The 14,916-nt window shown below is 59.4% G+C and carries 6 protein-coding genes; 3 read left to right on the top strand and 3 right to left on the bottom strand.

Going from position 1 to position 14,916, the window contains the following annotated elements; genetic code table 11:
- Nucleotides 1-28 precede the first annotated feature (28 nt).
- Nucleotides 29-1,279 (top strand): hypothetical protein, encoded by a 1,251-nt coding sequence (locus tag AC07VV_RS22495; protein ID WP_495037516.1) that lies wholly within the window; start codon nucleotides 29-31, stop codon nucleotides 1,277-1,279.
- A gap of 45 nt (nucleotides 1,280-1,324) precedes the next feature.
- On the opposite strand, the gene AC07VV_RS22490 is transcribed toward AC07VV_RS22495, so the two are convergent.
- Together AC07VV_RS22490 and AC07VV_RS22485 are read right to left on the bottom strand one after the other, a co-directional pair.
- Nucleotides 1,325-6,304 carry an NEL-type E3 ubiquitin ligase domain-containing protein gene (locus AC07VV_RS22490; RefSeq protein ID WP_495037515.1) on the bottom strand — a complete coding sequence of 1,660 codons (4,980 nt, stop codon included), beginning with the start codon at nucleotides 6,302-6,304 and terminating at the stop codon, nucleotides 1,325-1,327.
- Nucleotides 6,305-6,531: 227 nt separating this feature from the next.
- On the bottom strand, nucleotides 6,532-9,657 hold the full coding sequence (locus AC07VV_RS22485) for a transglycosylase domain-containing protein (RefSeq protein WP_495037514.1): 3,126 nt from the start codon (nucleotides 9,655-9,657) through the stop codon (nucleotides 6,532-6,534).
- 498 nt (nucleotides 9,658-10,155) lie between these two features.
- Between AC07VV_RS22485 and AC07VV_RS22480 the strand changes: the two genes are divergently transcribed.
- On the top strand, nucleotides 10,156-11,577 hold the full coding sequence (locus tag AC07VV_RS22480; protein ID WP_495037513.1) for an amino acid permease: 1,422 nt from the start codon (nucleotides 10,156-10,158) through the stop codon (nucleotides 11,575-11,577).
- A gap of 170 nt (nucleotides 11,578-11,747) precedes the next feature.
- The gene (locus AC07VV_RS22475) at nucleotides 11,748-13,253 is read left to right on the top strand and encodes a glucosyltransferase domain-containing protein (RefSeq protein ID WP_495037512.1); all 1,506 of its coding nucleotides are present in this window, start codon (nucleotides 11,748-11,750) and stop codon (nucleotides 13,251-13,253) included.
- A gap of 32 nt (nucleotides 13,254-13,285) precedes the next feature.
- On the opposite strand, the gene AC07VV_RS22470 is transcribed toward AC07VV_RS22475, so the two are convergent.
- Complete coding sequence (locus AC07VV_RS22470; protein ID WP_249490544.1) at nucleotides 13,286-14,905, bottom strand: FMN-binding glutamate synthase family protein; 1,620 nt, start codon at nucleotides 14,903-14,905, stop codon at nucleotides 13,286-13,288.
- Nucleotides 14,906-14,916 lie beyond the last annotated feature (11 nt).

The following is a 14,916-nucleotide window of genomic DNA, read 5'->3' as shown; positions in this document are numbered from 1 at the left end:
ACCGACCCAAGGGGCAAGGAAATAGCCAATGGTTTCAGCTGTACGCAAGTGCTCAAGAATCAGCGTGTTCTGCTTTTGCGGGAGTATTTTTTCCGCGTCTGCGTTTGCCATCACTCAGGAAATTCGTGCTACTTACGTTCCCGACCCGGCTAACCCGCAGAACAACAAGTTCATCAACCAGACACCGCAGAGCGGGTATTGCGGCAGCTATCCCAACGATTGCCGACGCTTTGACTTGATGGGGGTCTCACTGCCGTTGCGCTTTGCCTCGGTGCAGGCGATCCGCCCGCAGAGTGCCGAACAAGACGGCGCGATGTTCAAAATGCCGGCCCAATGGCGCAGCCTGACGGTACGTAACATCGTTACCGGTGAAGCAGAAACGGTGGAGATGCGCATTGGCGGATTTGGTACGCGTTATGTGCTCAGTGATACGGCGAGCAATCTTACGGGTGTCTCGGGCGATTACGAAGCGCATCATGCCCTCTGGGTCAGAGCGGGCTGGAGCTCGCCCCCCAGGCCTTGCGAGCCCGGAGCCATGGCTTCTTATGGCGCGGACTTCTACCGGTTCTTCTGGTTTACGCCGGCTGAGGCTGTGTGCAGCAAACAGTCGGCGTTCGTTATCCCGTGGATGTCCTACGATTACCTGGATGTGGGTTATGAGCTACGCACACCCAATCCGCTCGGCATGTCGGCAGGGATTTACGCCGGTGAACTCACCTATGGCCTGGGGCCGGGTCAGGACATCGATGCCGGCAACAACCTGTTGCCCGACACTTCCAGCCTGACCTTCAGGATTCTTCTCGACGTGCAGCATGTGCTCAAGGTCGACATCCCACCCGGCGGTAACAGGATTGCCCTGGTGCCGCAGGGCGGCTGGCACGCCTGGCTGCAGCAGGGCAGCAAACCGATCCGGCTGTTTCGCGATCAGACCTTCAATATTTCGGCGTCCTCACGCTTCAAAATGTACTTCGAATGCGAGCACGCTGCGGTCGGTGCCTGTGCATTGCGCGACACGGTCACTGGCGCCACCGATGCGCAGGTTTTCCTGAGTGTCAGCTTGCCCGACAGTATTTCCGACACGGCAGGCCAACCGGTGAAACGCCGTCCGTTGAGCAACAATCCCGATACCATGGCGTTTCAACCCACAAGTTTCATGCAACGCGCGCCGGCCACGCTGCACTTCGAGATTCCCGGCGCCTATGTCGAGCAGATGCTCCAGCCGGGCAAAGGCAAACGCTATGTTGGCAACGTCACGGTGATCTGGGATTCGGAGGTCTAGAATCTGCACAAAGCCCTGGAGGCTTTTGCCTCCAGGGCGTCGGACTCAGATCCCGGCTCGGCCCATGGCATCGCGCGTGAATTGTCGGCTCAGTTCCTTTTCCTGATAACCAATGTCACGCAACAAACGATCATAAGTGGCGTCGCTCATTTCCTCCCCAGTGAACACTTCCTTGTGCGCCACTGAGAGTTTGTCCGCCAGATCCGTGAGGTTTTTTCTTCGTAGCGCACGTTGCATCGGTGGCAGGTCTGCTGCGTTTACCCACTGCGCCTGGGCTGCTCGCAAGTCGTCCAGCCAGTCGAATTTTTGCTCATGCATGCGCTTGTTGGATTCAAGTTCTCCCGGCCAGTTGTTGCGCAGGTATTGTTCCCAGAAGGACTGCTCGATCATCTGGTTGATCAGTCCGTCACCGGCCTCGCGTTCGAGCACGGTGCTGCGTGCTGTGGCGATGGTCTTGTCATCGACGCCGGCGGTGGGGCGAAACATCATGTCTTCAGACTGCCAGGGCAATTCGAGACTTTTCGCCAGCCCTGTTTCATAGGCCAGATGCACTTCGACTTCATCGGGATTGCCCCCGCGTGCCCGAATGTCGGCGCGGGCGATTTCACTCACCTGACCAAGCCGTGATGCGCTTTTGGCCAGTGTCACCAGCTTGCGCTCAAGCTCGGCCCGGTTGGTCGAGTACGAGTAAGCCTCCGAGGCCAATGTCTTGACCCCCATGTTGTTGAACAGTTGCGCGCCGGCGTCCTCGCAGCCCTCGGGATCGGTGGACATCAGGAACAGCTCTTCGCGCAGCGGTGTGTCAATGTCCATGGCGCCGATCATCCGCCACACGCGATCGGTCAATTGATCATTGGCCTTGCCACCTGCGGTGTAATCGGCCGAGTGGGTCAGGCCTTCGATGATGGTGAAGAAACCATCGGAATTCGGTTCTTCAGACAGTTCATGCCATGCCTCGGGTCGGTAGGTGCCGACACCGGCCGTCTCGTTGCGCAACGAGGTGTCGACGAAAGCAGGCCAGTATTCGAGCAGATCCTCTGCCGCCCGGGAATACGTCGGGCGCGGCGGGATGCCAACTGACGTTCTGTATTGTTCATACCTGACGCGAACGGTTTCCGGGAGCTTGTCGGCATAGACCCGCGTACGGGCAATTAGCCGCGCGTTATCGGAGCTCGGTGGCACGTCCGGGATGTGCTTGAGCACATTGGCCCCCAAATCGAGAAAGAAGCCGCGCGGCCGTTTTTTTTCGAACAACCCTGGCGGCCATGCCTCGAGCCCGGTGTCGATCAGGCTCAATACCTTGAGCCTTGGCATGCGCTCGACATTCGGTGCAAGGTTCAGCGGATTGTGGTCCAGTCTGAGGATCTCCATACGCGTCATGTTGCGCAGTTGTTCGACAGTGCCCGGTGTCAGTCGAATCTGGTTGTCGTTCAGGCGCAGGGTTTCCAGCCGTTGCATCTTGCCGATGTTGTCCGGCAGCGTACTCAGTCCACAGTTGCGAGCGCTGAGCTGGCGCACATGCGGGAAGTCTTTCAACAGACCGTTCGTTCCTGTGGAGAACGTTGAACCGTCCAGATTCAGGGTCGTGACTTGTTCGAACCAGGGTTTCAACTCATCCGGCAACTGTCGCCACCAGCGTTCGGCATCATGCGGCAGCCACTCACTGGAAAGATCCAGGCGGTAACCTTCCTGCACGCTCAGGCTGCGCTCGCCGAACACTTCAGATTTTCTTTCGAAACATTCCAGCAAGCGCTCGGCGAGCCATTTCCCGCCTTTGTGCTGATAGTCGAAGTAGGCTCGCGGCAGGTTGCTGTCCGGGTTTTCGCCATCCCATTCGGTGAGGTAGCGCTGGCGCCAGTTTTCCAGGACTTGCCTGAGACCCTCTATCTCTTGCTCAAGGATCCTGATTTGTGAATGGGGCGCGCCGTTGGCGTGTAGAGAACGGCTGAAGGCCGCTACTTCGCCTTTGTCGAAATGTGGATAGAGATTCTCGATTTTCTGTTCCACGGTCAGCGCCGTTTTCGACTGACCCGGCCCGCGCAGCAGCAGTTCGGTTGCCAGCGGCACTGACTGACGGATGGGTTGGCCAGCGAACAGCATTCTTCGTTGGGCTGGTGTGTCAGTCATTACCAACAGCCATTGCCTGAACAGTTGTCCTTGCCCCGGCCGGTAGCCCAACGCGGCGCGTTTGTCAGAGGGCAGCGCCAACAGGATCGCTTCATACAGGTCAGGGGCAGAATGTGAAGGGGTGTTTGGGTTGTCATAGATGCCGTAGCGACCCCGTTCATCTCTGACCAGTACGCGTACGGTCCCGGCCTTTTCGTTACCGACGCTGCAGCGCAGCCTGCCGTCGAAGTACTGCTCGCGTACTTCCACGCGCAAGTCGGCGAAGGCATCGGTCTTGATCCGCAAGGCATTGAGTGCCAGGCGCTCGGTGTCAGGCACCAGTAACGCGGGCTCGAACAAACCCTCGATGGCGCGAGCGGTGCGCACCTCGAACGCGCTTTCCCGAGCCTGATCTTTCAGGCGCAAAGGAATCCGTTGTTCGTCGCGAATGATGGTCTGTTCCGCGAGCGTCGCTTTGCTCAACAGCGTTTCGGCGACCCGGGAAGGCAACTGCGGATATTGCTGTTTCAACAGCTGCACTCGGGCATCGCCGATGTGGTCTTTGACCTGATACTGGTAATTGAAGATTTCGGGAGTACGGGTTTCCACGGTATCCGCCAACCGGTTGCGCAATACCGGCACCCTCTGGTTCCTGGGGTAGTGATTGCCGAGCAGTGATTGCATGTCTGCATCGTCGAGAAAATCCAACAGCCGTTCCGGCAGTTTGCCGGCCATGACGTCATCAAGACTGATATCCAGCGTTTCATGATCCGGTGCCTGCGCGTTGCCGTACTTGTGAAAGTCGCCTTTCAGGTCAGCGCTCTGGAACACCTTCAGGGCCTTGTCGACAGGCCAGCCGGGCATGTCGGGCACCATTCGCGCGAACCAGTACGACGTCGGATCCAGTGGCTGTCCACTGCGAATCAACTGACCGATGTTGCGCGTTTCATCCCAGGTCTTGAAGCGGGTGAGGGTATCGGCGAGCAACGGTGGCGGCGGCGCATTGTCGACGTACATCCTGCGCAGCGAGTCGTGCGGTGTACCACTGATGCTGCGCAGGTTTTCCAGTTCGGCATCGGTGTAGCCGTCGACGATGTGGCCCAGACGGCGCATCAGCATCGGGCCCTCCCAGTCTTGCGGTGTCTCGCCCTCATGCACCCATGCCCCGTGTTCGTTGTGACGCAACTGCGGTTTGTAGGCCTCAGACCGGGTAGGGTGCCGGACACGATGGCGGCCGCTGGCGCGATCATATTTCACTTCGTAATGTCGGCCGTCGAGAGGCAGGACGATTTTGCCGGCGTTCTTGTGCAACCCCGCAGCGTTCGGCTGCGAGGCACTTGGCGGTGCCAGTTGTGGCTGTTCGTAAGGCGTCAGGTCGGGGTTCCAGAGACGGGTTTTTCCGTCGAATGACGGCACCGGTTTCATGCCTTCGACGAAGGACGAAATTTTCAGGCGAAATTCGTTACCGATGGCAGCGCCGGCGCCGAATGCGGCCAGTTGAATTACATCGCTGACCACCCCGACCACATGCTCCGCCACCTCGGTCAAATGACCCTGGGCCAGATCCAGCGCACCTTCGACGACCTCGTTGGTCAGCTGATACGCGGTGTAGGCCAGCATCAGCTCTCCCAACCCCGGTACGAACGGCGTCATGACCAGCAACGAGACATTGAAAATGTCGGACACGATTTTCTTGAAGTTCTCCCACCATGCCCATCGTGCATTGCTGTCAGCGTCGGCGGTCGACACCGCGATACCCCGCGCATCGTTGAGAATCTTGTTCAGCTTCTGCTGGTAGAGATATCTCCACAGCGGTGCAGTGATTGGCGGCGCGCTGAACTGCAGCTGCGGGTTCTCGACCGGTGTTTCTCGCCATGACGGGCGCGAATCGCCGGGCTCCTTCGCATACCATTTGACGTAGGTCAGGCGTTGTTCGAGCCCTGCAAAAAAATGCCCGCGCTGTTCGTGATCGACAAACTGACTGAAGAACTGCCGGTAACTGATGCCGGACGACGGCAACGTTTTGTTTGCCCGCAACTGGCGGGTCAGCTCGCTCATGAACGCGAGGGTGGAGGGGTATTCCTTGAGCGGGTGATCGGGATCGTGCGGTACGTACGCAATCATCTTTTGCGAGCGCTGCGCCTGCGCAGGGTCTGGTCGAATGATCAGGATCCCGGTGAAGGTGAGATCCATCATGCCCAGATCGCAGACCGACATGGCCTGCCCGTCGAGCCAGAGGTCCTGGCGGCCCAGCAACACTTCGCGGATCAGCGCATAGGCACTGCGACCGATGTCCTTTTTGATCTGCGCCATGTGCGCCGCCGCTTTCAGTGTCGCCTGCTGACTCTGCTCGACCCGCGTACGCAGATAGGTCTCGGCAACCGGCTCCGGATCCAGCAGGATCGTGGCGAGATGGGCTTTGTACTGCGCCCCGATATCCAGTTCCCGACACAGGGCCTGAAACTGACTCACGCTGATTGTTTTGCCGATTGGCGAGGTATCGAACAAGTCGCGGGTGGTATCGGTTTTGATAATGAATGTTGAATAGTGTTGGTAGATTTCATTGTTCGCGAAGTTGTGCAGCGCGGCATCGAGCAATGAAACGGTTCGGGCCCTGGATCCCCTCGTGATGTCGATTGCATACCAGGGTGTTGTCGCCGAAGCGTAGAGCCTTAGATAGGTATTTTTGACGTCGACGTCGATATTGAATTGGTCAAGTAGCTTTGCCTTGAGCAGGGGTTCGGCAAAGGCGTAAATGTCCTTCAGACGTACGAGCAAACGATCGATGCGGTTCTGTGCACCCCAGGCGCGGCGGTTATCGGCGGACAGGCGTTCCAGCTCGGTTGCGGGAGTTTGCGTTATCCATGGCTGTCGGATGATCGGCGTCTTGCCCAGTGCACGGACACGATGCAATTGCATATCGATGAACACAGGATCGATGCGCGATTCAATTAAGTCGTAATGTTGCCCTTTATTTGTTGATGTTGCAGTCATTGTACAGGCCTTGAATAAGTGAAGAATTCTCAGCCTAACGTTCAATGTCCGGATTAATTAGTTTAAAAGCCTGCTACCGAAGTGCCGGATTATTGGTGGAGTCATTGAATAATGAAATGCATAAAACAAATAACTACCACCTGTCATGAAGTTCAATTCGCCACTGATGCCACAGTGGGTACTTGCGGCGCCACGCACTGTGAATCACTGCCCGGTTGCAGATAAGGCATCAGAATGGGTGCCATGCCCTTGAGCACCTGCACCGGCAGGGCGGAAGTGAACTTGAAGCTCTCCGCCGAACGCCCCGGCACGAATGCGGTGAGTGTGCCGAAATGATGGTCGCCGATGTAGAACACGAAGGTGGCCGTGCGGTTGATTGATTTCGAGCTGAGAATCCGTCCGCCGGAGCCGATCGCCTCGATCCGGTTGTCACCGGTCCCGGTTTTGCCACCCATGGTCAACGGCGTTCCATCGTTCAGTTTGAAACTGCCGGAAACACGTTTGGCCGTCCCCGAGTCCACTACTTGCGACAACGCTTCGCGCATCGCCGTGGCGACTTCGGACGGCATCACACGTTTACCCACGTGAGGGTCGTTGACCAGTCTGGTTTCGTAAGGCGTGCCGGCGGCAAAATGCAGGCTGTCGATGCGCAGCGTCGGCATGCGCACCCCGTCGTTGAGAATGGTGCCGATCAACTCGGCCAGCGCGGCGGGGCGGTCACCGGAGCTGCCGATGGCGGTGGCCAGCGACGGCACCAGGTGATCGAACGGATAGCCGACTTTCTGCCAGCGCTGATGGATGTCGAGGAACGCCTCGATCTCCAGCATGGTGCGGATGCGGCTGTCGCGCGCGCCCTTGTGTTTGCTCTTGAACAGCCAGCTGTAGACTTCCTGACGCTCGAACTGGCTGGCCTTGACGATCTGGCCCCAGGTCGCGTCCGGGTGATTGAGCAGGTAGCCGATCAACCACAGATCCAGCGGGTGGACCTTGGCGATGAAGCCTTGATCCGGCAAATCATAGGTGCCGGGGCCGTAGGCGAGGTAGAGCCGTTCCAGGCGCTCGTCGGTGAGTTTTTCGGTGATTTTGACGCCCTTGAGGTGCGAGCGCACGAAGGTGTTGAAGTCTTCCTGACTGGCGTTGGGCAGCAGGTAGCGGTGCACGGCGGCCATGCGGATCGGCGTCGGGCGCATGCTGTCGAGGAAGGTGTCGAGCCGGGCCTGGGTGTCCTTGTTCTTGTACTTCTTCCAGAACTTGAGCAGGAACGAGGTGCCTTCGCGGTCGGCGAACGAAGCGAGGTATTCCTGACGGCGCGGGTCACGGTCGTCCTTGAGCAATTCGGCGCTGTTGTTGGGGCCGGAGTAGGTGGTGTAGCGCACCAGATCGCGCATCAGGCGAATGAACGGCAGGTTGATCGACTCGCGCAGGGCATCGCGCAGGGTCGGCATGCGGCCGTTGTCTTCCTTGCGGAAGTTATGGAACACATGCAGGCCGCCACCGGTGAAAAACGCCTCGCCGGGGCTGGCGGAATATTTGCGGTCGAGGGCGGCGCCGAGCATTTTCGACAGGTCGTGATCCTTGTTCTGGATCAGGTAATCGATCACCCACTGGGTCAGGCGATCCTGATCCGGTACGTCGACTTTCTTCAGTTCCGGCACGGTCATGGCGCCGTACTTGTCATGCAGCTCCGAGATGATTTGCAGGTAGGTGGTCAGCACCCGCATCTTCGCCGTGGAGCCCAGTTCCAGTTTGCTGCCCTCGTTGATGTCGAACGGCTGGTCGGTGCTGTCGGTCTGCACCCGCACTCGCGAGCCGTCCGGGGTCAGCTCGAACAGGGTGAAGCTGTAGCGCACCTGAGTGGTGCTGGTGGGCGTCAGCAGGCGTTCACCCATCAAGCCGATTTCGGTTGCATAGGCCGGGTCGGCGAGTCTTTTCAGGTAGGCGGTGGCCTGGGTTTGCAGCTCCCCTTGCAGTGTGCTGGTAGCCGAGAGGTCGAGTCGATCGAGGTCGTACAGCGGGCGATTGAGCATCGAGGCCAGGCGACTGCGAGCGACGCTGATGCCTTTGTTGGTCTCGATCGGCTGGATGGTCGGCTGGGTCTGCCAGTCGCGGTACGTTACCTTGCTGGCCAGGGACGCATCGGCCAGCGCCGCGTCGATCACGCCGTTCTGTTTAAGCAGGCGCAGGTGGCTGTCGGTGAGGTCGGCCAGCTCTTCCCGGCCCTTGGTCAGGTAATGGGAAGGGCGGCGTTGGGCGATCATCAGCGAGAGCATTTCGCGCAGGGCCAGGCCTTTGTCCGCCAGGGTCTTCGGATCAGTCGCAGTGCTTGCCAGTTTTGCGTTGGCTTCATTGAAGTCGGCGCCGTACCAGACCCGCAAACCTTCGGCCATGCCGTGGACTTCACCGTGCCCCGGCACTGCCGACAACGGCACGCTGTTGAGGTAGTCACGAATGATATTGCGCCGTGCCGGCAAGGTATCCGGGCCGGCCTGATAGGCGCGCACGCTGGCGGAAATCATCTGGCGGATTTTCTCGGCACCGTTCACCGTCAGTCCGTCAGGCGAGTGGCGATACTTTTCCAGTTGGGTGGCCAAGGTGCTGCCGCCCGCCGACTGCCCTGGCAAATGCAAGAGTTTGGCGACTTGCGACCACGCGGCCATGCCGAAGCGCGGCCAGTCCACCGCCGGGTTGGCCATCGGCTGTTTGGGATCCAGCAGGAAGCGGTTTTCGATGAACAGCAGGCTGTTGACCACCACCGGCGGAATCGACTCGAAACTCGAATACAGCTGTTGCGGATAGTTGTACTGATACAGCGGCGCGGCCCTGCAATCGGTGATCGACAGCCCGGCCTGGATCTTTTCGGAGTAGGGCACGAACAGGCCCTTGTCGGTATAGCCGAGCAGCGCTGGCGAGAAGCGTGTCTGTTCGGTAATGACGTAATTGCGTTTGAGTAGTCGCGGCAGAAACTCGTCCAGAGAGCTGTAACCCAGACGCAGATCGAAAGGCCCGTTGCCCGGATAACGAATGGCTTCGCTGGGGCCCGGTTGCAGTTCATAGGTCAATTTGGCGGCGTACTGGCTGACCTCGCGGGATTGAAAACGCGAGGTGCGCATTTCCTTGGTCGCGGCCAGGCCCACCACAATTGCAATGATCAACAGCAATAGCCAGAAAGCCTTCCACCCATGCCGGTTACGACGGGGTTTCTCAGGTGCAGGCGCTTCATCCACACGTTCAGTCGGAACCACTTTTTCACTCGAATCGGTTTGCCACAAAGCGCCCATAGTCGATTGATCCATTCACGCAGATTGATCGGACTTGTCTGAAGCTTAGTCGGTGGTTGGCGCGGGTGAAAAAATTGTGAAGGGGCGAGCCTGAACAAATCTGCAAATCCGCCGGCAACCCTGCGGCACACGATCACAAGCCGGAGAGGGCCGGACCAGAGCGGTCCTGAGGTCAATGCGACTTGGGTGGGGGCATGACGCTGCACCATTGCTGTGCAATACTCGGCGCCCATTTCGGCAGTGAATAATCCGGTTTTTTCAGGAGTGTTTGTCTCGAAAGCTCGATGGATAGCGATGGTTGTCGCTGAATATCGCGGCTTTTAGAGTGAAATTTCCTGCTGGAAGCTTTTTATACTGCCAGCCCCGCTGATCCTTCAGGTCTGGCCCTGCAGGACGCATCTGCCCACGAGGCAGGCGTGGTGTCGGGAAGCCAAGACCTGTCGGCCGACGCTTCGACACACGGTGGTCTATCCAATAACAAGACGAGGATGTCCCCAAATGCCAACAGGCAATCACCTGCCTCATGGCGAGACCGCTCAAGGCGGCCCGCTCAAACGCGAACTCGGCGAACGGCACATTCGCCTGATGGCGCTCGGCGCCTGTATCGGTGTCGGTCTGTTCCTGGGTTCGGCCAAGGCCATCGAAATGGCCGGCCCGGCCATCATGCTGTCCTACATCATCGGTGGTCTGGCGATCCTGGTGATCATGCGCGCCCTCGGCGAAATGGCCGTGCACAACCCGGTCGCCGGCTCCTTCAGCCGCTACGCCCAAGATTATCTCGGCCCGCTGGCGGGCTTTCTGACCGGCTGGAACTACTGGTTCCTGTGGCTGGTGACCTGCGTCGCGGAAATCACCGCGGTGGCGGTGTACATGGGCATCTGGTTCCCCGATGTGCCGCGCTGGATCTGGGCGCTGGCGGCGCTGATCAGCATGGGCTCGATCAACCTGATCGCGGTGAAGGCTTTCGGTGAGTTCGAATTCTGGTTCGCCCTGATCAAGATCGTCACCATCATCGCCATGGTGCTCGGCGGCATCGGCATCATTGCCTTCGGTTTCGGCAACGACGGTGTGGCGCTGGGGATTTCCAACCTGTGGGCCCACGGCGGCTTCATGCCCAACGGCGTGACGGGCGTGTTGATGTCCCTGCAAATGGTGATGTTCGCCTATCTGGGTGTGGAGATGATCGGCCTGACCGCCGGTGAAGCGAAGAACCCGCAGAAGACCATTCCCAATGCAATCGGCTCGGTGTTCTGGCGGATTCTGTTGTTCTACGTCGGCGCGCTGTTCGTGATTCTGTCGATCTACCCGTGGAATGAAATCGGCACTCAGGGCAGTCCGTTCGTGATGACCTTCGAGCGTCTGGGCATCAAGACCGCAGCCGGCATCATCAACTTCGTGGTGATCACCGCCGCACTGTCGTCGTGCAACGGCGGCATCTTCAGCACCGGGCGCATGCTCTACAGCCTGGCGCAGAACGGTCAGGCGCCGGCCGGTTTCGCCCGTACGTCGAGCAACGGGGTGCCGCGTCGGGCGTTGCTGCTGTCGATTTTCGCCCTGCTGCTGGGTGTGCTGCTGAATTATCTGGTGCCTGAAAAAGTCTTCGTCTGGGTTACCTCGATCGCCACCTTCGGTGCGATCTGGACCTGGGTGATGATCCTGCTGGCCCAGCTGAAATTCCGCAAAGGCCTGAGCGCCAGCGAACGTGCCGGCCTGAAGTACAAGATGTGGCTGTTCCCGGTCAGCTCCTATTTGGCGCTGGCGTTCCTGGTGCTGGTGGTAGGTCTGATGGCGTACTTCCCGGACACTCGCGTGGCGCTGTATGTCGGCCCGGCATTCCTGGTGCTGCTGACCGTATTGTTCTACGTGTTCAAGCTGCAACCGAGCGATACGTCCCGGGGCGCGGTGCGTTCGGCGTCGTAAAACGCCAGCGCTGAAACGTGAAAGCCCCGGTCGATTGGCCGGGGCTTTTTCGTTGGGGAAGGATTAAAACCGCTGGTCTGAAAGACCGGTGAAAACGACTTCTGATCCCTTGTCATGTTCCAAGCTCTATCACTGTCGAAATCGGCACAACAGTGAGCAGAGGCACTGAAATGAGGATGAGCGATTTTCTCGTACGAGAACTCGGCCGCCGTCAGGTCGTGCTGTTTTTCCTGCTCGCCACGACGCTGTACATCCTGCCGCTGATCCTCGCCGACTTCCCCTACATCGACGACAACTGGCGCACTCTGGCTGCCGGCAATGTCTGGGCCGGGCAGGGGCGGTTGTTCATGGACTGGCTGTACCAGGCGCTGACGTTCACAGGTGCGGCGCCGAACATCTTTCCCTTGCCACTGTTGCTCGCCACGCTGGCCATGTCATTGGCCCTGACCCGACTGACCTTTCACTATTTCCCTGAACCGACCCTGGCCTGTTGCCTGGTGCCGTTGCCGCTCTGGTACAACCCGTTCCTGTTGCAGAATCTGTCCTATCAATACGACGGGGCCGGCATGGCCCTGAGTCTGGTCGCGGTGATTTATGCGATCACGTTTTGCGGTACTTCCCGGATACAGCGATGGCTGGTGCCTTCGGTGTTACTGGCGCTGGCGATCGGGTTGTATCAGGTCAGTCTCAATGTGTTTCTCGGGCTGTGTTGTGTGGAGTTGCTGAGGAATGTTCATCGGCGAGTGCCGTGGGCGGAGTTCTGGCGCCTTGCGAGCTGGCGGCTGGCGCAACTGGTGCTGGGGGTGTTGATCTACAGCGTCACGGCCTATCCGTTCACTGACAACGAACGTGCGCAACTGCTGAACGTGAGCGCCGATCCGTTGCTGCAGATCGGCATCAATATCGGTCGGGTGATGGAGAAAGTTGCGCTGCTGTTTCACGGCGGCTACACGACGGTGTTTATTGTGTTGGTGCTGTGTGCACTGTTCGGTGGTGTGCGGTTGGGACGGCAGATTCGCCTGCGCAAAGAACCCACCGCACAAGGTTTGCTTCTGAGCTTCATCTGCCTGCTGACGCTGCCGTTGATTGTGCTGCTGGTGCCGGGCATGACGCTGCTGTTTCGCGATTTCAACGAAGGCGCACGCACCCTGATGGGGTTCGGCGTGCTGCTGATGCTGCTGTTCTATCTGGCCTATGTCGGGGTGACGTCGCTGCACTCGCGGCTGCCCCTGTTGTTGGCAATTCCGCTTCTGGCAACGTTGTCGCTGTCCTTCGCTTACGGGCGGGTGCTGATGATGGAAAAAACCTTCGCCAATAGCGCCCTGTACAGCCTCAGCCAGGACATTTCCTCCCATCGCGAACTGCGCGAAGCCAAACGGATTTATCTGTCAGTGACTTACTCCGACCGCTGGCTGGCGGGTGCGGAGGGCACCTTCAGACCGCTGCCGGTGCTGCGCTACTTGCTGAACATCGACTACTTCATGCTCGCGGAAAACCTGCCGTCGGCCGGCATCACCAACGTGGTCGCGGAACGCGAACGGCGCAACGCCACCCGCGTTGGCTATCAGGGTTTTCCAGCGTTGGTGGACAGCCTCTATTACCGCATCTATCTGATTGGCGATTACGGTTTCATCGTCATGAAAGAGCCGCCCCATGGTCGGCTCTTGAGTTGGTGAGTATCCGAAGTGCCATACCCTGAGCGTTACCGCTAGGCGGCTGCGATGTCTTGCGGCTCGAAACTGTCCGCCCTAGCCATCTGCCACATCCGCGAATAGAACTCGCCGTTCACTTCCCCGGTGAGCAACTCCCCCGGTTTCAGGAACACATGCAGTTGCGAGAACAGTTTGATCTCGGTCGCCGACATGCGCCGAACCAGATGCTTGGCCGACAGTTGCGATGGATGTTCGAGGCCGGCGGCGGCGAGCATTTCTGCCAGCGCCTTCAATGTATTGCGGTGGAAGTTGTAGACCCGCTGGGCCTTGTCCGGCACCACCAGTGCGCGCTGGCGCAGATTGTCCTGGGTGGCGACACCGGTCGGGCATTTGTTGGTGTGGCAGCTTTGCGACTGGATGCAGCCGATGGCGAACATGAAGCCGCGCGCCGAGTTGGCCCAGTCGGCGCCGATGGCCAGCACGCTGGCGATGTCGAAGGCGCTGACGATCTTGCCGCTGGCACCGAGTTTGATCTTGTCCCGCAGATTCAGGCCGACCAGTGTGTTGTGCACGAACAGCAGGCCTTCGCGCATCGGCACGCCGATGTGGTCGGTGAACTCCACCGGCGCGGCGCCAGTGCCGCCTTCCTTGCCGTCGACCACGATGAAGTCCGGCAGAATGCCGGTTTCCAGCATGGCCTTGGCGATGCCCATGAACTCCCACGGATGGCCGAGGCAGAACTTGAAGCCCACCGGTTTGCCGCCGGACAGTTCACGCAATTGCTGGATGAAATGCATCATCTCGATCGGCGTGGAGAACGCACTGTGGCGCGACGGTGAGATGCAGTCTTCGCCCATGGAAATGCCTCGGGTGTCGGCGATTTCCTGGGTCACCTTGTGCTTGGGCAGAATCCCGCCGTGGCCGGGTTTGGCGCCCTGGCTCATCTTGATTTCGATCATCCGCACTTGCGGGGTCTGCGCCTGGGCGGCGAAGCGCTCCGGGTCGAAACGGCCGTCGCTGGTGCGGCAGCCGAAGTAGCCGCTGCCCAGTTCCCAGGTCAGGTCGCCGCCGTTTTCGCGGTGATAGGGGCTGATGCTGCCTTCACCGGTGTCGTGGGCGAAGTTGCCGAGTTTCGCCCCTTGGTTCAGCGCGCGGATCGCGTTGGCGCTGAGGGAACCAAAACTCATGGCCGAGATGTTGAACACCGAGGCCGAGTACGGCTGGGTGCATTGCGGGCCGCCAACGGTGACGCGAAAGCTGTTCGGGTCGCTCAGCGGCGCCGGGCGCATCGAGTGACCGATGAACTCGAAACCGGACTGATACACATCGATCAGGGTGCCGAACGGTTTGTCGGCGCTTTCATTCTTGGCTCGCGAGTACACCAGCGAACGCTGGGCGCGGGAAAAGGGCAGGGCGTCGCTGTCGGATTCCAGCAGGTACTGACGGATTTCCGGGCGAATGCCCTCGACCAGATAACGGATGTTGCCCAGGATCGGGTAGTTGCGGCGCACCGCGTGCGGGCTCTGCATCAGGTCGAACAGACCGATCAGGCTCAACACCCCGGTGACGGCGGTGATCGGCCACAACCAGTCATGGTCGAGAAAGGGCAGGCTGGCGAGGGTGAAAATCACGCAGACGGCAAAGAAGGCGTAGCGGCTCAGGAGTGACAGGCTCATACGGTTTCCTT

The organism is Pseudomonas sp. GW821-FHT02C04 (genome assembly GCF_059421845.1).
This window is presented reverse-complemented; position numbering and strand designations above follow the sequence as displayed.